General features: G+C 73.5%; 18 protein-coding genes and 1 pseudogene. 7 read left to right on the forward strand and 12 right to left on the reverse strand.

From position 1 onward, the window contains the following. Positions 1–929, reverse strand: a pseudogene (locus IQ279_RS21775) (IS200/IS605 family accessory protein TnpB-related protein); the annotation flags it as partial. Then, positions 922–1,500 carry an IS607 family transposase gene (locus tag IQ279_RS21780; protein ID WP_206350678.1) on the reverse strand — a complete coding sequence of 193 codons (579 nt, stop codon included), beginning with the start codon at positions 1,498–1,500 and terminating at the stop codon, positions 922–924. The pseudogene IQ279_RS21775 and the gene IQ279_RS21780, both read right to left, overlap by 8 nt. Positions 1,501–1,763: 263 nt before the next feature. Here IQ279_RS21780 and IQ279_RS21785 point away from each other — a divergent pair, with 263 nt between their 5' ends. The 3 genes from IQ279_RS21785 (at position 1,764) to IQ279_RS21795 (ending at position 2,851) form a co-directional block, all read left to right on the forward strand. After that, a complete protein-coding gene (locus IQ279_RS21785) occupies positions 1,764–1,976 on the forward strand; it encodes a hypothetical protein (RefSeq protein WP_206350680.1) in 213 nt (70 codons plus the stop codon). Positions 1,977–2,283: 307 nt separating this feature from the next. Further along, entirely contained in the window at positions 2,284–2,514 is a 231-nt protein-coding gene (locus tag IQ279_RS21790) for a hypervirulence associated TUDOR domain-containing protein (RefSeq protein ID WP_206350788.1), read from the forward strand. Next, positions 2,507–2,851: a DUF3140 domain-containing protein gene (locus tag IQ279_RS21795; RefSeq protein WP_206350682.1), complete on the forward strand. Its 345-nt coding sequence runs from the start codon at positions 2,507–2,509 to the stop codon at positions 2,849–2,851. Before IQ279_RS21790 ends, IQ279_RS21795 begins: the two co-directional genes overlap by 8 nt. Positions 2,852–2,886: 35 nt before the next feature. On the opposite strand, the gene IQ279_RS21800 is transcribed toward IQ279_RS21795, so the two are convergent. Both IQ279_RS21800 and IQ279_RS21805 read right to left on the reverse strand, forming a co-directional pair. Continuing rightward, the gene (locus IQ279_RS21800; protein WP_206350684.1) at positions 2,887–3,027 is read right to left on the reverse strand and encodes a hypothetical protein; all 141 of its coding nucleotides are present in this window, start codon (positions 3,025–3,027) and stop codon (positions 2,887–2,889) included. Between the two features lie 295 nt (positions 3,028–3,322). Beyond that, positions 3,323–4,585: an MFS transporter gene (locus IQ279_RS21805; protein WP_206350686.1), complete on the reverse strand. Its 1,263-nt coding sequence runs from the start codon at positions 4,583–4,585 to the stop codon at positions 3,323–3,325. A gap of 74 nt (positions 4,586–4,659) precedes the next feature. Between IQ279_RS21805 and IQ279_RS21810 the strand changes: the two genes are divergently transcribed. Continuing rightward, positions 4,660–5,418: a DeoR/GlpR family DNA-binding transcription regulator gene (locus tag IQ279_RS21810; protein ID WP_206350688.1), complete on the forward strand. Its 759-nt coding sequence runs from the start codon at positions 4,660–4,662 to the stop codon at positions 5,416–5,418. A 58-nt stretch (positions 5,419–5,476) separates the two neighbouring features. On the opposite strand, the gene IQ279_RS21815 is transcribed toward IQ279_RS21810, so the two are convergent. The 8 genes from IQ279_RS21815 to hypA form a co-directional block, all read right to left on the reverse strand. Next, the gene (locus IQ279_RS21815; protein ID WP_206350690.1) at positions 5,477–5,914 is read right to left on the reverse strand and encodes an SRPBCC family protein; all 438 of its coding nucleotides are present in this window, start codon (positions 5,912–5,914) and stop codon (positions 5,477–5,479) included. 107 nt (positions 5,915–6,021) lie between these two features. Continuing rightward, on the reverse strand, positions 6,022–6,789 hold the full coding sequence (locus tag IQ279_RS21820) for an HPF/RaiA family ribosome-associated protein (RefSeq protein WP_206350692.1): 768 nt from the start codon (positions 6,787–6,789) through the stop codon (positions 6,022–6,024). A gap of 157 nt (positions 6,790–6,946) precedes the next feature. Beyond that, positions 6,947–8,053: a hydrogenase expression/formation protein HypE gene (hypE, locus tag IQ279_RS21825; RefSeq protein WP_372445207.1), complete on the reverse strand. Its 1,107-nt coding sequence runs from the start codon at positions 8,051–8,053 to the stop codon at positions 6,947–6,949. Next, positions 8,046–9,182: a hydrogenase formation protein HypD gene (gene hypD / locus IQ279_RS21830; protein ID WP_206350694.1), complete on the reverse strand. Its 1,137-nt coding sequence runs from the start codon at positions 9,180–9,182 to the stop codon at positions 8,046–8,048. Before hypD ends, hypE begins: the two co-directional genes overlap by 8 nt. Further along, positions 9,179–9,535, reverse strand: a complete 357-nt coding sequence (locus IQ279_RS21835; RefSeq protein WP_206350697.1) for a HypC/HybG/HupF family hydrogenase formation chaperone — start codon at positions 9,533–9,535, stop codon at positions 9,179–9,181. The genes hypD and IQ279_RS21835 overlap by 4 nt, the downstream gene beginning before the upstream one ends. Before the next feature lie 62 nt (positions 9,536–9,597). After that, a complete protein-coding gene (gene hypF / locus IQ279_RS21840) occupies positions 9,598–12,009 on the reverse strand; it encodes a carbamoyltransferase HypF (RefSeq protein ID WP_206350699.1) in 2,412 nt (803 codons plus the stop codon). A 31-nt stretch (positions 12,010–12,040) separates the two neighbouring features. Then, a complete protein-coding gene (gene hypB / locus IQ279_RS21845; protein WP_206350701.1) occupies positions 12,041–12,856 on the reverse strand; it encodes a hydrogenase nickel incorporation protein HypB in 816 nt (271 codons plus the stop codon). Next, the gene (hypA, locus tag IQ279_RS21850) at positions 12,856–13,263 is read right to left on the reverse strand and encodes a hydrogenase maturation nickel metallochaperone HypA (RefSeq protein WP_206350703.1); all 408 of its coding nucleotides are present in this window, start codon (positions 13,261–13,263) and stop codon (positions 12,856–12,858) included. The genes hypB and hypA overlap by 1 nt, the downstream gene beginning before the upstream one ends. 292 nt (positions 13,264–13,555) lie before the next feature. Between hypA and IQ279_RS21855 the strand changes: the two genes are divergently transcribed. The 3 genes from IQ279_RS21855 to IQ279_RS21865 all read left to right on the forward strand — a co-directional run bounded on the left by IQ279_RS21855 (position 13,556) and on the right by IQ279_RS21865 (position 17,046). Next, positions 13,556–14,608 carry an NADH-quinone oxidoreductase subunit B family protein gene (locus tag IQ279_RS21855; protein WP_206350705.1) on the forward strand — a complete coding sequence of 351 codons (1,053 nt, stop codon included), beginning with the start codon at positions 13,556–13,558 and terminating at the stop codon, positions 14,606–14,608. A gap of 64 nt (positions 14,609–14,672) precedes the next feature. Then, complete coding sequence (locus IQ279_RS21860; RefSeq protein WP_206350706.1) at positions 14,673–16,460, forward strand: nickel-dependent hydrogenase large subunit; 1,788 nt, start codon at positions 14,673–14,675, stop codon at positions 16,458–16,460. Positions 16,461–16,473: 13 nt separating this feature from the next. After that, positions 16,474–17,046, forward strand: coding sequence for a NifU-related iron-sulfur-binding protein (locus IQ279_RS21865; protein ID WP_206350708.1), 573 nt, complete (start codon positions 16,474–16,476; stop codon positions 17,044–17,046). Position 17,047 lies beyond the last annotated feature (1 nt).

Here is a 17,047-nt window from a genome sequence, read left to right on the forward strand (position 1 = left end):
ATGCCCTGAGCGCGGGCGGTCTCCAGCGGAACCGTCTTGACCGCGGGCCTGGTCCACGAGGCCGTCAGATACCAGCGTCCACGCTCCACGTCCAGGTGGATGCGGTAGGCCACAGCCCGGTTGCCCTCGATCCGGTCGCGCCACTCCTCGCCTCGGTGGGCGAAGACGACCTTCGAGGCGAGGGCGTACCGGCCGTGCCGGGCGTTCGCCAGGTGGGCGAGCGGTGCGGGCAGCTTGATGCTGACCTCGCCCTCGGGGCTGACGCGGATGGTCTCGTTCCCGTACCGCTTGCCGGACTCGCCGTCGGCGCAGAGGAACCAGCGCTCGGCCTCCCACCGCTCGCGCCACTGCTCGGCGGTGAGCCGGGCGGCTTGGAGGTTGTGACGGTTGTCGAGGAGCTTTTGGCCGCCGCGCACGACGTGCCCGACACCGGCCTCACGCTCCGCACGAGCCACGTCGAGGCGGTGTTCCAAGGTAGCCAGGCGCCGGGACTTGTGGAACCACTCGCCCTTGGGCCGGTATCCGCCCAGAACACGCTTGGTGCCCTTCTTCCCGATTGGCCGCGACAGGCGGTGCATCAGGGTGCGCACACCGGCTTCGAGACCTTGGATGTGGGCGAGTTGGCAGCGCCGGGAGAGCGCCCACTGGTCATGGGTGGCCTTCGTGATCGCCCCGGCCCAGCGCGAGGACGAGGAGGCCGTCAGCCCTTGCTTGCGGGCCGCCCACGTGTCCGTGGAGTGCTCCAGGCCATCGGCACACCGGATCTTGAGGTCGAGGCAAGCCAGGCGCCCCAGGTGTTCGCCGACGAGTCGCAACACCTTGTCGTCTTCGGTGGTGAGGTGCTTGAGGCGGTCGCGTATCGCCACCCCGGACGGCCCGAGCGCGACGAACGGCGCCCCGATCGGTCGCGGCTTCTTGGGCTCACTCACCGGCGGCCGCCGCTTCCAGGGCCTTCTTCGCCCGGTTCTTCGCGGACCGGCGTCCGTACAGGCGGGCGCAGAACGACGTCAGCACCTCCACCATGTCGCGCACGAGGTCGTCCTCGACCTCACCCTCGTCCAGCACCACCAGGCGGCGGCCGGACGCAGACAGCGCGGCTTCGATCAGTTCCACGTTCATGCGACCGAGGCGGTCTTTGTGCTCGACCACTACCGTGGTCACCTTCGCATCCGCCAGGAGCCGCTTCGCCTTCGGCCGGCAGCCGTTCACGCCCGACCCGATCTCGGACTCAATACGGACGACCTTGTGACCGGCCTTCGCCGCCCACGCCGACAGCCGGGCGGTCTGCCGCTCCAGGTCCGGCTTCTGATCATGGGAGGAGACGCGGGCGTACAAGCCCGCGCCACCGGTCACGGTGGGTGAGGTGTTCGCGTCGATGTTCACCAGGATCGTGCGCGGCCCCACGCGTTCCGCGGGGACCGGCAACGTGCCCTCACGGAACCAGCGGTACGCCGTGCGGGGCGCAATGCCCTGTGCGCGTGCCCATTCCGTCAGATTCATACGCAAGATCGTATATCACTCGTGACGCCTGAAGAACACTCATGGACACTTATTCGAGAACTGTTCGCAACCTCCGATTCGGCGGAACAGCGGCCGATTCCCCCAACTCCCTTTGACGGCAGGTCTGTTCGCGATCACGGAGTTCCCGCGCGCCACGTGCGCACAGCAGGCGCTCGGGGCTCCGGACCGGCGTGGAGCGGATCGGCGCAGAACGGACACAACCGGCGAGGCTGTCTCACCGGGTCCGTGGGTAGGTTCCGTCCATGACTGATGTCGTGGACGCAGACGAACTCCTCCGCCGCATCCGGGTCGCACGCGACTGGGCGGCCGAAAGGGAAGCCGGAGCCGGGAGCCTGCCCGGCGCCGGCGAGGGCGCCGATCCCACTGCGGCCGGCGTCGACCGTGTCGTCTTCTCGGTGGTCCGCGAGGTGCTGGACGAGATCATCAACCCGGGGACCCACTCCCGCCGGCGGTAGGCCCCCTGCTCCTTCTCCCGGGCTCGGTGGCGGGAGCCCGGGCCGTGCCGCGGCGACAGAGGCGTCGGCTTCCCGCCGGGGTGCCCGGTCGTGTGCGACCCGCCGAGGCGGACGCCGCGCGACGGCCCGGCTCCACCGTGTCCGATCCCGTCCGGGGACGCTCCGGCCGACCGGTACGGGAGCCTGCGGAGCGCCGACCGTCCCCCACCGCCGCCCGCGGCTTCGCGGTGGTGGGACACGGCCATACGGATACCATGAGGACGAACGGGGCTTTTCATCCGTCCACCCCCCGCGGGAGGGGAAGATGATGAAGAAGAACAGGAAGTTCCGCAAGGGAGACCGGGTCTCCTGGAAGAGCCACGGAAGCGAGGCCGTCGGCAAGATCGAGAAGGAGATCACCTCCCGTACCGAGGCCGGCGGGCGCACCGTGGACGCCTCCCCCGACGACCCCCAGTACCAGGTCCGCAGCGAGAAGTCCGGCGGCCGGGCGGTCCACCGCCCCGACGCCCTCCGTGAGAAGGAGTCAGGGGATGACTGAGCACCGCGAGGACCGCGACGGGACCGTCACCGAGTTCGGGAAGCTGGTCAACCTCACCCCCAAGCAGCTCCAGGACTGGCTGGAACGGGACGAGTCCAGGGCCGCCGGGCAGCACCGGGGCGGCGGGGAGAGCACCGGCCACGCCTCCGGCCGCCGCATCGTCGAGCTGCTGCGGACGTCGAAGTCCGACCTCAGCGACGACGACGTGGCCCACATGCGCAAGGTCAACGGTTACATCAAGCGGCACCTGGCACAGCGTCCGTCGGGCGACGTCACCGACACCACCTGGCGGCACTCCCTGATGAACTGGGGACACGACCCCCTCAAGGACGGCTGACACCGCCGGGCCCCCACGGGCGGCGTCCTGCGGCGTCACCGTTCGGGCTCACCCTCCTCCACCCGGTAGGACCTGCTCCAGGTGGCTCCGCACCGGCAGCGGGACAGTTCTATCAGCTCGCCTTCCTCGGACACCTCCAGCCCGTGGTTGAGGCGAACGTGCACATGCTCTGCCATGGCGGCCCGACTCCCGGTCGACGAGGGCTCTCCGGCCCTGCGGCAGGAGGGGACGCCCCCATCATCCACACCCGCCGCACCCGCGGAAATGACGCGGGGCACTCCCCCCGGGGGCCCGCGCCGTCCGCCGCACCCACCCGTCAGCCCGCAGGCGTGCGGAAGGACGGCGGGGAGCCCTGGGCTCCAAAGGCCGGGGCAGGCCGCTGACCCGCCCCCTGGAGAAGGGGACGGGGATCGCCGCGGCACGGACCACGGGCCCGCCTCCCGCGGGCCCGGCGGCGCACGCACCGGCTCGTCAGTCGGCCGCCTTGGCGGCCTCGGGGGCCCCGGGGCCCCCGAGGGCCTGCGCAGGCCCTCCGGCGGGCTCGCCTCCCCCGGCGGCGGCCCGGGACTCGGTCCGCAGGATCCCGGCGGCCCCGGCCGCCACCGCGCACAGGGCCGCGGGCAGCAGGAAGGCGACGTTCAGCGGCACGAGATGGGTGAGCGGCCCGATGACGGCCGGCCCGGCGAGCATGCCGAGGTAGCCGAGCCCCGCCACCCGTGAGACGTTGGCCCCGGCCGCTTCCGGGTCGGCGTGGCCCGCCGCGCTGAAGAGCTGGGGCACGCAGCCGGACAGCCCCATGCCGAAGACGGTCCAGCCGACCAGGGCCAGGGGAACCCAGGGCGAGACCACCACCGCCGACAGGCCGATCGCGGCCAGGAGGGCGCCGTAGCGGACGATCGCGACCGGGCCGAAGCGCGCGGCCACCCGGTCGGTGAGCAGGCGTCCGACGGTCATGGCGGTGGCGAAGGCCCCGTAGGCGAGGGCCGCCGTGGCGGGGGGCGCGCCCAGGACGTCCCGCAGGGCGAGCACGCTCCAGTCGTTGGCCACCCCCTCGGCGAGCATCAGCATCAGCGCGAGGGCGGCCAGCGCCCAGGTCCGCCCGGGCGCCCCGGGCCCGGACCCGGCTCCGGTGGACGTCTTCGGGGCTTCCCTCCCGGGGCCCGCGGGTCCGGCGGGCTCGGGGCGCAGCAGCGCGGGGGCCGCCAGGACGGCGACCATGAGCCCGGCGGCGCCCATCCCGGCGAGAGTCCCGGCGGCGCTCCACTCCCAGCCGAGGGTCCTGGCGCCGGCCAGGGCCGCGAGCACCCCTCCGACGGAGAACACCGCGTGGAAGGCGGACATGACGGGCCGCCGGTAGCCGCGCTCCACCTGGACGGCGTGAGTGTTCATGGCGACGTCCAGGCAGCCGTTGCCGAAGCCGAACACCAGTAGGGCCGCACCCAGGGTCCAGGCCCCTTCGGCCAGGCCGGGCAGCACCAGGGACGCACTGCACAGCACCGCGCTCAGCGGCACCACCGCACGGGCGCCGAAGCGGTCGGCCAGTGGTCCGGTCAGCCGCATGCCCGCGAAGGCTCCGCCACCGAGCAGGAGCAGCAGCCAGCCCAGGACGGCGTGGCTGATCCCCGCGCGGTCCTCCACCACCGGGATGTGGACGACCCACATGCCCATCAGGAAGCCGTTGAGGCCGAAGTAGGCGAAGGTGGCCAGCCGTGCGAGCCGCAGCGTTCTCTCCATGTTCCAGAATTTAACAAACTAAATCTCTGTTCGATAGATTGAGTTACGCACATACTTCGTGTTCAATTCCTGGCGTGGCGAGCGCGGAGCGACTGAGACTGATCACTGAGGCCGTGCGTGAGGCCGGGCAGCTGAGCGTGGCGGAGCTGGCCGGGCTCACCGGCGCCTCGGAGATGACCATCCGGCGCGACCTGGAGTTCCTGGCGGACCAGGGGGTCCTGGAGCGCTACCGCGGCGGGGCCAGCAGCCTGCTGCTGCGCGGCGAGGAGCCTCCGTTCGGGCTGAGGGAGCTGGAGAGGCCGCACGCCAAGCGGCGGATCGCCGCCGAGGCGGCCTCCCTGATCGCCGACGGCGAGTCGGTCGTCCTCGACAGCGGTACGACCTGCCTGGAGGTGGCCCGCGCCCTGGCCGGCCGCCGGCTGACCGTCATGCCTCTGTCCCTGCACGCCGCCAACGCCCTCACCGGCGCCCCCCGGCTGAAGCTGCTGCTGCCCGGTGGGGAGCCGCGCCCGGGCGAGCTGGCGCTGACCGGCCCGCTGGCCGAGGCGTCCTTGGCCGCACTGCGCTTCGACACCGCCGTCATCGGCTGCTGCGGACTGAACGCGGTGGACGGGCTGACCGCTTACGACCTGGCCGACGCCGCCGTCAAGCGCGCCGCGATCGCCTCGGCCCGCAGGATGGTCGCGGTCGCCGACGCGGCCAAGTTCTCCCGTACCGCCCTCGCCTCCGTCGCGCCCGCCTCGGCGCTCGACGCGGTGGTGACGGAGGAGGACGCCCCCGAGGAGGAGACCGGCGCGCTGGCCGCAGCCGGCGTGACCGTACGGAAGGTGTGAACCGCCGCGGCCCGGTGGGACCGCCCGCCGACCGCCCGGGGCGGGGCGGCCGGGGCGGTCATCGCCCCTCAAGCAGCCCCGTGACCACCCGGCCGAACAGCAGCCGGGCCGCCCAGGCCGTCGGCGGGTCCAGCAGGCGCGGCAGCCCCCGCACCCGCACCTCCTCGCGCCAGACGGCCAGCGATCCCACGTCGGCGGGGACCACCTCCGCCTCGGCCCAGCCGAGCACGACCCTCCCCCGCTTCTCCACACGGCAGCGGCCGGGACGGTCTGCGGTGGGCGGCTCCCAGTGCACGACTTCCATGGGGTCGTCGAACCCGGCGCGCCCGGTGCCCGTACGCGCCGTGAAGCGCGTGCCGACGCCGGTGGGCGGCGCGGTGGTGACCGTGATCGCGGTGAACGGGACGTGGCGGGCGTGGTTCTCCCAGGTGGTCAGCCGGTGCCACGCCTCTTCGGCCGGAAGGCGGGTACGGCGCTCGATCCGGATGAGGGGCATACCGCGACGGTAGACACCGCGTGCCCGCGCACCCGGCCGACCCGCCGAGCGCCGCCCCGGGTGGCGTCCGCAGGCCGGGGCGGGTGTCCCGGCCGGCGGACGCCGGGTCACTCGGCCGGGGTGATCAGCTCGTGGAGGCCGTCGCGGCGGCGGTGGAGCAGGGCTCCGCGCTCGGTGGCGGCGTCGACGAAGAACACGAACGGCAGACCGGTCGCCTCCAGCCGCCACACCGCCTGCTCGACCCCCATACGGGGCGCCGGGATCCCGCTGATCCCCAGCGCGACGGCCGGCGGAGCGGCCGGCGGGAGGTCCGCCGGCGCCGGCGCGGAGGCGTCCGCGCGGGCGCGGGCCAGCCGGTGGCCGCCCTCCCCGTCCCGGTAGACCACGCTGTCGACGCCCGAGGCGGCGTCGGTGAACAGCTGGAAGCCGTACCCCAGGGCCTCCATCCGGTGCACCGCCTGGGCGGGGGTCATCCGGGCGGGGCCGTGGGCGCGGCGGCGCACGACGCGGCGCCCCTGCCCGATGCGCGAGCCGGGACGCGGCCCGCCGCCGTGGTGTCCGCGGCGGTGGGCGCGGGCCAGCCGGCCCGCCAGCCGGTCGCGCAGCAGGTCGATCGCCTCGGGCATGGTGTCGGCGGAGACGTGGGCCCGCACCGGGCGGCCGTTGACGTCCACGTTCACCTGGGCGTGCGCCGGGTGCCGCACGGATGCGCCGGCCGCCTGGCTCAGCTTCACCCTGGTGCCCAGGACCGGCTCCCCGACCTTGCCCAGGGCCGCCAGCACCTTGGTCCGCGCGTACTCGGCCGCGTCCCCGGGCACCTCGCCCCGGACCTCGACCCTGACCTCCGGAAGGGGGCGAATCTGCGAACGGTTCATGGTTTCCTCCTGCCGTCGTGGCACCTTCAGACTCCTCCCGCGCCGGCTCTTCCCGGCAGGGCCGAAGGTCCCCGGGGCCGGTGCCGTCCGTACCCCGCCGGGAGGGGAGGTACGGACCGGACCGGCCCCCCGTGCGCCGGCCGCGAGGGGGGCCGGCTCAGCAGATGCGGGGCAGCTGCTCGCCCAGCGGCAGGTCCACCACGCGGGTGCCGCCGAATCCGGTGCGGGCCACGACCATGCCCGGGTGGTCCGCCACGCACTCCCCGACGACCGCGGCCCCGGCGCCCTGGGGGTGCGCCCGCATCGCGGCGAGCACGGCGTCGGCCCGCCCGCGCGGGACGAAGGCCACCAGACGGCCCTCGTTGGCCACGTACAGCGGGTCCAGGCCGAGGAAGCCGCAGGCGGCCGACACGGCCTCCGGCACGGGCAGGGCCCGCTCGTTCAGCACGACGCCGGTGCCGGACGCCGCCGCGATCTCGTTCAGCGCCGTGCCCAGCCCGCCGCGGGTGGGGTCGCGCAGCGTGTGGAGGTCCGGGGCGGCCGCGAGCATCGCCTGCACCAGGCCGCCCAGGGGCGCGGTGTCGCTGGACACCTCCACCCCGAACTCCAGCCCCTCGCGGACGCTCATGATGGCCACCCCGTGCATCCCGATCGGCCCGCTGACGATCACCACGTCACCGGGTTCGGCGCGCTGCGGGCGGATGTCGACGCCCTCGGGGATCAGGCCGATGCCGGCTGTGTTGACGAAGATCCCGTCGCCGTGCCCGGCGTCGACCACCTTGGTGTCACCGGTGGCGACGGTGACGCCGGCCGCCGCGGCGGCCGTGCCGACGGCCTGGGCGACCCGCCGGACCACCGACAGCTCGGTGCCCTCCTCGATGATGAAGGCACATGACAGGTACGCGGCCCGCGCGCCGCTCATGGCCAGGTCGTTGACGGTGCCGTTGACGGCCAGGTCGCCGATGCAGCCGCCGGGGAAGAACAGCGGGCGCACCACGTAGGAGTCGGTGGAGAACGCCAGGCGCGCGCCGCCCAGCGACAGCGCGGCCGAGTCGGCGAGCCCGGCCAGCGTCTCGTTGCCGTAGGCGGGGACGAAGAGGTGCTCCACCAGTTCGGCGGAGAGGGCCCCGCCGCCACCGTGCCCCATGACGACCACCGGGTGGTCGCGCAGCGGGGCCGGACAGGTCCACTCGGCGGGGTCCACGGGTTCGGCGGCCGTGCCGGTGGTTCGGGTGGTGTCGGTGGTGCCGGCGGTGTCAGCCAACGGAGGTCGCCTCCCTCGTCGGCTCGGTGCCGCGCGCCGGGCCGCCCAGGCGCCGGTAGAGGTGGTAGGCGGCGCAGGCGCCCTCGCTGGAGACCATGGTGGCGCCCAGCGGATTGCGGGGGGTGCAGGTGGTACCGAAGGCCTCGCACTCGTTCGGTTTGATCAGCCCCTGGAGCACCTCGCCGCTGCGGCACACCCCGGACTCGCGCGTCGTGATACCGCCGACCTCGAAGCGGTGCTCGGCGTCGTACTCACGGAACGCCTTCGACAGCCGCCAGCCGCTGGCGGGGATCACCCCGATGCCCCGCCAGGCGCGGTCGGTGACATCGAAGACCTCCTCCAGCATCCGCCGCGCGGCGGGGTTGCCCTCCTCCCGCACCGCCCGGGGGTAGGCGTTCTCCACCCGGTGCTCGCCGCTCTCGAGCTGGCGGACGGTGCGGCGCACGCCCTCGAGGATGTCCAGCGGTTCGAAGCCGGTGACCACGATGGGCACGCCGAAGCGGTCGGCCAGCGCCGGGTACTCGGCCGTCCCCATCACGCTGCACACGTGACCGGCGGCCAGGAACGCCTGGACCCGGCAGTGCGGCGCCCGCATGATCGCCTCGATGGCGGGCGGCACGCGCACGTGCGAGATCAGCATGCTGTAGTTGCGGATGCCGCGCCGCCGCGCCTCGTGGACGGTCATCGCGTTGGCCGGTGCGGTGGTCTCGAATCCGACGCCGAAGAAGACCACCTCGCGGTCGGGGTGGCGCTGTGCGATCTCCAGTGCGTCCAGCGGCGAGTACACCACTCGTACGTCCCCGCCGGCACTCTTGACCCGGAACAGGTCGCGGTCGGTGCCGGGGACGCGGAGCATGTCGCCGAAGGAGCAGAAGACGACCTCGGGACGGGAGGCGATCTCCAGCGCCTTGTCGATCATCTCCAGGGGGGTGACGCACACCGGGCAGCCGGGGCCGTGGATGAGCTCGATGTGCTCGGGCAGCAGCTGGTCGATGCCGTGCCGGATGATCGAGTGGGTCTGGCCTCCGCAGACCTCCATCATCGTCCAGGGGCGGGTGGCGGTGGCGTGGATGTCCTCCAGCAGCCGCTTCGCCAGCTCCGGGTCGTTGAACTCCTCGATGTACCTCACCTGGTGACCTCCTCCGTCGCGGCCGGCCGCTCCGTGCGCCGGCCGGCCGTCTCCACCGGGGCGGCCTCGGGCCGGTCCTGCCCGGCCTCGACCGCCGCCCGTTCCCATGCGTCGCCGAACTCCTCTTCCAGCAGTCCCAGTTGCTCGAACAGCTCCAGCGAAGCCCTGGCCGACTCCTCGTCCAGCCGCTGCAGCGCGAAGCCGACGTGGACGATCACGTACTCGCCGACCTCCACCTCCGGCAGGTAGGCCAGGCACACGTCCTTGACCACCCCGCCGAAGTCGACGCGCGCCATGCGCGTGCCGTCCCGTTCCTCGATCCCGGTCACCCTGCCGGGCACCGCCAGGCACATGTGCGTTCTCCGTCCGTCGCCGGTGAGTTCACTGATGGGTCGTGAGGTTTCGCCGGGGCCCGTCAGGGAGCCCCGGTGCGTGCCGCCACGAGCAGCTGGCCGAGGGCCAGGCCCCCGTCGCCGGGTGGCACGCGGTGGTGGCGCAGCACCGTGAAGCCGGCGGTACGCAGCTGCCGCTGGCACTCCTCGTCCAGCAGCGCGTTGGCGAACACCCCGCCGGACAGGGCGACGGTGGCCGCCTCGGTGTCCCGGCGCGCCCGCCGGCAGATCTCCTCCACCGCCCCGGCCACGGCCCGGTGGAACCGCGCGGCGACGACTGGAGCGGGGGCGCCGGAGCGCAGGTCGCGGACGGCCTCGCGCAGTACGGGTGCGGGGTCGAGCACGGTCGCGCCCGTGCCGTCCGGGGCCGGCCGGCGCAGGGCGAAGGCGTATCCGGGCCCGTCCTCGTGCCACGCCGTCGCGGCGGCGGCCTCCAGTTCGACGGCGGCCTGCCCCTCGTACCCGGCCCGGTGGCACACCCCGGCCAGCGAGGAGACCGCGTCGAAAAGCCGCCCCATGCTGGAGGTTGGCACACAGGCCAGCGAGCGCTCCAACTGCACCTCCAGAACGCGCCGTTCCTCCTGCGGGCAGGCGGCGGCGCACGGCAGGTCCGGATCCCAGGGGATCCCGGCGGAGCGCAGGTGGGACAGCGCCATGCGGCAGGGGTTGCCCACCCCGGCGTCGCCGCCGGGCAGGGGCACGTAGGCCAGGTGTGCCAGCCGCCGGTAGCCGCCGTAGTCGGCGAGCAGCACCTCGCCGCCCCACACGGCCCCGTCGTCGCCGTAGCCGGTGCCGTCGAAGGCGACGCCGATGACCGGGGTACTGCCGTCCAGCCCGTTCTCGGCCATGGCCGAGGCGATGTGAGCGTGGTGGTGCTGCACCCGGCGCAGGGGCCTGCCCCCGGCGCGGTCACGGGCCCACCGTGTCGAGCGGTAGCCGGGGTGGCGGTCGGCGGCCAGCAGCCGGGGCTCGACGCCGGTCAGGGCGCGCAGGCGCTCCTGCGCGCCGTCCAGTGCGCGCAGGGCGGCCAGGTCGTCCAGGTCCCCGATGTGGGGCGAGAACCAGGCGGAGCGCCCCTCGGCGAGGCAGATCGCGTTCTTCAGGTCCGCGCCGGCCGCCAGGGAGGGCTTTACCGGCACGGGAAGTGTGACGGGGGTGGGAACGTGGCCGCGCGAGCGGCGCAGGACGACCTCGCTCCCGTCCGCGCGCATCCGCACCACCGAGTCGTCGCAGGGCGCCGCGATGGGCCTGCCGTGCCACAGCCAGGCGTCGGCCAGTCCCGCAAGCCTGGTCAGGGCCTCGCGGTCATCGGTCACGATGGGCTCGCCCGACCGGTTGCCGCTGGTCATCACCAGCACCTCGGGGCCGGGCGGGTCGCCGGGCAGACCGAACAGCAGCCGGTGCAGCGGGGTGTAGGGCAGCAGCACCCCCACGTCCGGGCTGCCCGGGCAGACTCCGTCCGCCAGCGGGTCGTCCCCCCGTTCGCCGGGCCGGTGGCGGCGCAGCAGCACGATGGGGCGCAGCCGCCCGGTCAGCGCCCGGTGTTCGGCGGGGCCGACGCGGCCGAGCCGGGCGGCGGCCCGCGCGTCGGGGCACATCACCGCGAAGGGCTTGGCGCCCCGGGCCTTGCGCTCGCGCAGGGCGGCGACGGCGGCGGGGTTCGTCGCGTCGCAGGCCAGGTGGTAGCCGCCGATGCCCTTGACCGCCACGACCGCGCCCCCGGCCAGCAGTCGGCGGGCCCCGGCCAGCGCCTCCTCGCCCGTGGCCGCGCCCGTGCCCGCGACCGCGCCGCGGGCCCGGGTGAGCCTCAGCCGGGGGCCACAGTCGTGGCAAGCGACCGGCTGGGCGTGGAAGCGGCGGTCGGCGGGGTCGGCGTACTCCCGTGCGCAGTGCGGGCACAGGGGGAAGGCGGCCATGGTCGTGGTCGCGCGGTCGTAGGGCAGCGCGGTGGCGATGGTGAACCGCGGGCCGCAGTGGGTGCAGGTGACGAACGGGTGCCGGTGGCGGCGGTCGGCCGGGTCGGCCAGCTCCCTCAGGCAGTCGTCGCAGGTGGCGGTGTCGGGCGGGATCAGGGTGCGGCCCCCGCCCCGCTCGGAGGGGCGGATGACGAAGCCCGCGCCGTCCGGGCCCGCGTCCGGTCCGGCTCCCAGCGGCGGGATGTCCTCGGCCGCCACCGAGGAGACGACCGCCAGGGGCGGCGCCTGCTCGGCCAGCCCCCGGCAGAACGCCTCCACCGCCGCGGGCGTGCCCTCGACCTCGGCGACGACACCTCCGGCGTTGTTCAGCGCATGGCCCGACAGTCCCAACCGCGAGGCCAGTGCGTGGACGAAGGGACGGAAGCCCACTCCCTGCACGGTGCCGCGCACGGTCAGACGCCGCCGTACGCGGTCCGCCCCGGCGTCCGGCCCCGGCCGGCCCTCGACGGTGGCGGTCATGGCGCTCCTCTCCGCCCGTCCCCGTCCGCCGCTACCGTGCGGGCAGGCCGGCGCCGGGCAGCGCGCCCGGCCCGCCGGGGTGCGCGTGCGGGTGCTCGTGGTCGCGGGGGTGATCCCGCGGGTGCTCATGACCGTGCTCGTGACGGTGTTCGCGCAGGTGCCGCCCGGCGAGCGGGGGCCGGTGGGGGCGGGAGCCCTCGCACACGGCCAGCACCCTGTCCAGGAGCGCGTCGACGCCCTGCCCGGTGCGGGCGGAGGTGTGCAGCACCTCGACTCCGGGGTTGACCCGCTCCACGCTCTCGGCGAAGGCGTCGCCGTCGAATCCGGCCGCCCCGCCGATGTCGGTCTTGCTCAGCACGACCAGGTTCGCCAGGCCGAAGGCGGTGGGGTACTTCACCGGCTTGTCCTCGCCCTCGGTGACCGACATCAGCACCACCCGCAGCGCCTCGCCCAGGTCGTAGGCGGCGGGGCAGACCAGGTTCCCCACGTTCTCCACGAACAGCACCCGGGTGCCCTCGGGCGGCCAGCCCTCCAGATGGCCGCGCATCTGGGCGGCCTCCAGGTGGCACAGCCCGCCGGTGAGGACCTGCTTGACCGGCGCGCCGGACCTGGCCAGCCGCCGTGCGTCGTTCTCGGTGGCCAGGTCGGCGGTCAGGGCCGCCGCCGGCACGCCGCGCCCGGCGGCGCGGGCCAGGAGGAGTTCCAGCAGGGCGGTCTTGCCGCTGCCCGGGCTGGACAGCAGGTTGACGGCCGTGATCCCCCGGCCGTCCAGTTCGCGGCGCAGCCCGGCCGCCAGTCCGTCGTTCCTGGCCAGTACGGCCTGCCGCACGTCCACGACCCGGCACATCAGACGATTCCTCCCTGTCGTTCCCCCTGTGGCGCCGAGCCGCCGTCGCAGGACGCGCCGGCCAGTGGGAGCGTGACGTCGACGATCTCCAGTTCCCGTCCGGCGACCAGTTCCGTCGCGCCCTCCCCGCACTCCGGGCACCACAGCCGCAGCGGGACGCCGGGGGCGAACTCCAGCGCACAGGCCGCGCAGCGGGCGCGGGCGGGGACGTCCTCGATGACGAGTTCGGCGCCGGCGAGCTCCGTGCCCTCGGTGACGACCTCGAAGGAGAACCGCAGCGCGTCGGCGACCACGCCGGACAGTTCGCCCACCCGCAGGCGCACCGCCTCCACCGAGGAGGCTCCGTGGCGGCGGGCGGTGTCCTGCGCGCTCTCCACTACGGCGGCGGCGATCGACAGCTCGTGCATGGGGGGTCACGCTAGCCATCCCCTCCGGCCTTCCCGGGGGCCGCCGGTCCGGGTTCCGGGCGAGTTCCCCCGTACAGCCCAGGCACCGAGGCGGCATCCGTACGCGGCGGTCCCCTTCCGGACTCCCGGGCGCGTCCGGAAGAAGGCGCTTTCCGGCACGGCACGTTTGAGTTGTGGGGGTTTGCTGGAAATGTCACGATCCGTGGAGCGGTCGGCGGCCCGGGGCACACGGCCCGCCGCCCGCCCCGGGCCCGGACTCCGGTCCCCGCCACCCGCAGGGAAGGAAGGCTCCATGAGCACCGACACGCTGGCCCCCGGCGGCGTCGACGAGGTCCACATCCTGTGGACCTCCGAGGGCATGAGCTGCGACGGCGACACGGTCTCGGTCACCGCCGCGACACTGCCGAGCCTGGAGGATGTCGTCCTCGGGGCGATCCCCGGCATCCCCAAGGTCCACCTGTACAACAAGGTGCTGGCCTACGAGACCGGCGAGGACTTCACGCGTGCCTTCCACCGGGCGGCCGAGGACGAGCTGGGGCCGTTCGTCCTGGTGGTCGAGGGTTCCATCCCCAACGAGAACATCAACGGGGACGGCTACTGGACGTCGATGGGCAACGACCCCGACACCGGTGAGCCGATCACCCTCAACCAGTGGATCGACCGCCTGGCGCACAAGGCGTACGCGGTGGTGGCCATCGGCACCTGCGCCACCTACGGCGGCATCCACGCCATGGCGGGCAACCCGACCGGTTGCATGGGGCTGGCCGACTACCTGGGCTGGGACTTCCGCTCCGCGGGCGGGCTGCCGATCGTCAACGTGCCCGGCTGCCCGGTGCAGCCGGACAACTTCATGGAGACCCTGCTGTGGGTCCTGCACCAGGCGGCCGGGCTCGCGCCGCCGATCCCGCTGGACGACCAACTACGGCCGACCTGGCTGTTCGGCAAGACCGTCCACGAGGGCTGCGACCGGGCCGCCTACTACGAGCAGGGCGACTTCGCACTGGACTACAACTCCCCCAAGTGCCAGGTGAAGATCGGCTGCTGGGGCCCGGTGGTGAACTGCAACGTCCCCAAGCGCGGCTGGATGGACGGCGTCGGCGGCTGCCCCAACGTCGGCGGCATCTGCATCGCCTGCACCATGCCGGGCTTCCCCGACAAGTTCATGCCCTTCATGGACGAGCCCCCCGGGGGCAGCGTCTCCTCCGGGCTGCTCAGCCGGACCTACGGGCCGCTGGTGCGCTCCCTGCGCGCCATTACCAACCGCACGGTGAACAAGGAGCCCAGGTGGCGCCACAACCGCGCCGAGCTGACCTCCGGCTACGCCCCCCGGTGGCCGGGCCGGTGACGACGGACCGCACACCGGCGCCGAGGACGCGAAGAACGCCCAAGAGGCTTGAGAGGACCACTCCGTGACGACCAGCCAGACCGTCCCGGTCGAGCAGCGCACCCTCACCGAGGTGGCGTTCGACCCCATCACCAGGATCATCGGCAACCTGGGCATCTACACCAAGATCGACTTCCCCAACCGGGAGGTCGTCGAGTGCCGGAGCACCTCCTCGATCTTCCGCGGCTACAGCGTCTTCATGAAGGGCAAGGACCCCCGCGACGCACACTTCATCACCAGCCGCATCTGCGGCATCTGCGGCGACAACCACGCGGTGTGCTCGATCTACGCGCAGAACATGGCGTACGGGGTGAAGACGCCGCCCCTGGGCGAGTGGATCATGAACCTCGGCGAGGCCGCCGAGTACATGTTCGACCACACGATCTTCCAGGACAACATGGTCTTCGTCGACTACTGCGAACGCATGGTCAAGGAGACCAACCCGTCCGTCCTGGAGCGCGCCGAGCGGACCGCGGCCCCGCGCGGCGACGTGCACGGCCACCGCACGATCGCCGACATCATGCGCTCCTACAACCCCTTCGAGGGCGCCACCTACAAGGAAGCCCTCACCATGAGCCGCCTCACCCGCGAGATGTGCTGCCTGATGGAGGGCCGGCACGTCCACCCCTCCACGCTCTACCCCGGTGGCGTCGGCACCGTGGCCACCCCCCAGGTCTTCACCGACTACCTGGTGCGGCTGATGCGCTGCATGGACTTCGTCAAGCGGGCCGTCGCCATGAACGACGACGTCTTCGACTTCTTCTACGAGGCCCTGCCCGGCTACGAGGAGGTCGGCCGCCGCCGCACGCTGCTGGGCTGCTGGGGCGCCTTCCAGGACCCGGACGTGGTCGACTACGACTACCGGACGATGAACCAGTGGGGCAACGCCATGTTCGTCACCCCCGGCATCGTCGTGGACGGCGAACTGGTCACCACCGACCTGGTCGACATCAACCTGGGCATGCGGATCCTGCTGGGCAGCTCCTACTACGAGGACTGGATCGGCGAGGAGACCTACGTCGACAAGGACCCCCTCGGCAACCCGGTCGACCCCCGCCACCCGTGGAACCAGACCACCCTGCCCGCCCCCCAGAAGCGCGACCTGGACGGCGGCAGGTACAGCTGGGTGATGAGCCCCCGCTGGTACGACCGGAGGACGAACGACTTCCTCGCCCTGGACACCGGCGGCGGCCCGATCGCCCGGCTGTGGGCCACCGCCCTGGCCGGGAAGGTGCGCACCCCGTATGTCCGCTCCACCGGACGCAGCGTCGAGATCGACCTGCCGAAGACCCCGGCCATGCCACAGATGCGGCTGGAGTGGACCCCGCCGCCCTTCCCCAACACCATCGAGCGCAACCGGGCGCGGATGTACTTCGTCGCCTACGCCGCCGCGATGGCCCTGCACTTCGTCGACAAGGCGATGGAGGAGGTGCGGGCCGGGCGCACCAAGGTCTTCCAGGACTTCGACGTTCCCGAGGAGGGCATCGGCGTGGGCTTCCACGAGGCCGTGCGCGGCGTCCTCTCCCACCATCTGGTGATCCGCGACAAGAAGATCGCCAACTACCACCCCTATCCCCCGACCCCCTGGAACGCCAGCCCCCGCGACTTCTACGGCACACCCGGCCCCTACGAGGACGCCGTCCAGGGCTGCCCCCTGTTCGAGGAGAACGGGCCGGACGACTTCAAGGGCATCGACATCATGCGCACCGTGCGCAGCTTCGACCCCTGCCTGCCGTGCGGCGTCCACATGTACCTCGGCGGCGGGCGCACCCTGCGCCAAACCCACTCGCCCACCTTCGGCCAGGTCTCGTAGCGGGCGGCCGGAGATGCCCTGGGACGACGAGTACGCGCGCGGGCAGGCGGCCCGCGCCGAGGAACTGCTGTCCGCGCTGGAGTCGCTGCCGGACAGCGCCGCGGCCGCCCGTGCCACCGACACCGTCCACACCCTGGTCGGCCTCTACGGGGACTGCCTGGCCCGGATCGTGGACCGCCTGGGCCGGGAGGAGGGCGGCGGCGACGCGGTGCGCCGGCTGGCCGGCGACGAACTGGTCGGCCATCTGCTGCTGGTGCACGGTCTCCACCCCGACCCGGCCGAGACCCGGGTGCGCCGCGCACTGGCCGGCCTGCGGTCGCGGCGGCGGCTCGGTGAGGGCGAGGTGGAGCTGGCAGGGATCTCCCAGGAGGTGGTCCGCGTCCGGCTCGGCGCAGGCGGGCGCGGCTGCTCCTCCTCCCCGCAGGCCCTGGAAGCGGCGGTGCGCGAGGCGGTGGCCGCCGCCGCGCCCGAGATCGAGCGGGTGGAGGTGGAGGTCGAGACCGCCCCGGACCGGGCGCCCACCGCCCTCATCCCGGTGGACGACCTCTTCCGCCGCCCTGCCCTCGCCGCCGAGCGGGAGGGGTGAT

Origin of the sequence: Streptomyces verrucosisporus (assembly GCF_017114865.1) — a bacterium.
Taxonomy (GTDB): Bacteria; Actinomycetota; Actinomycetes; order Streptomycetales; family Streptomycetaceae; genus Streptomyces; species Streptomyces fenghuangensis.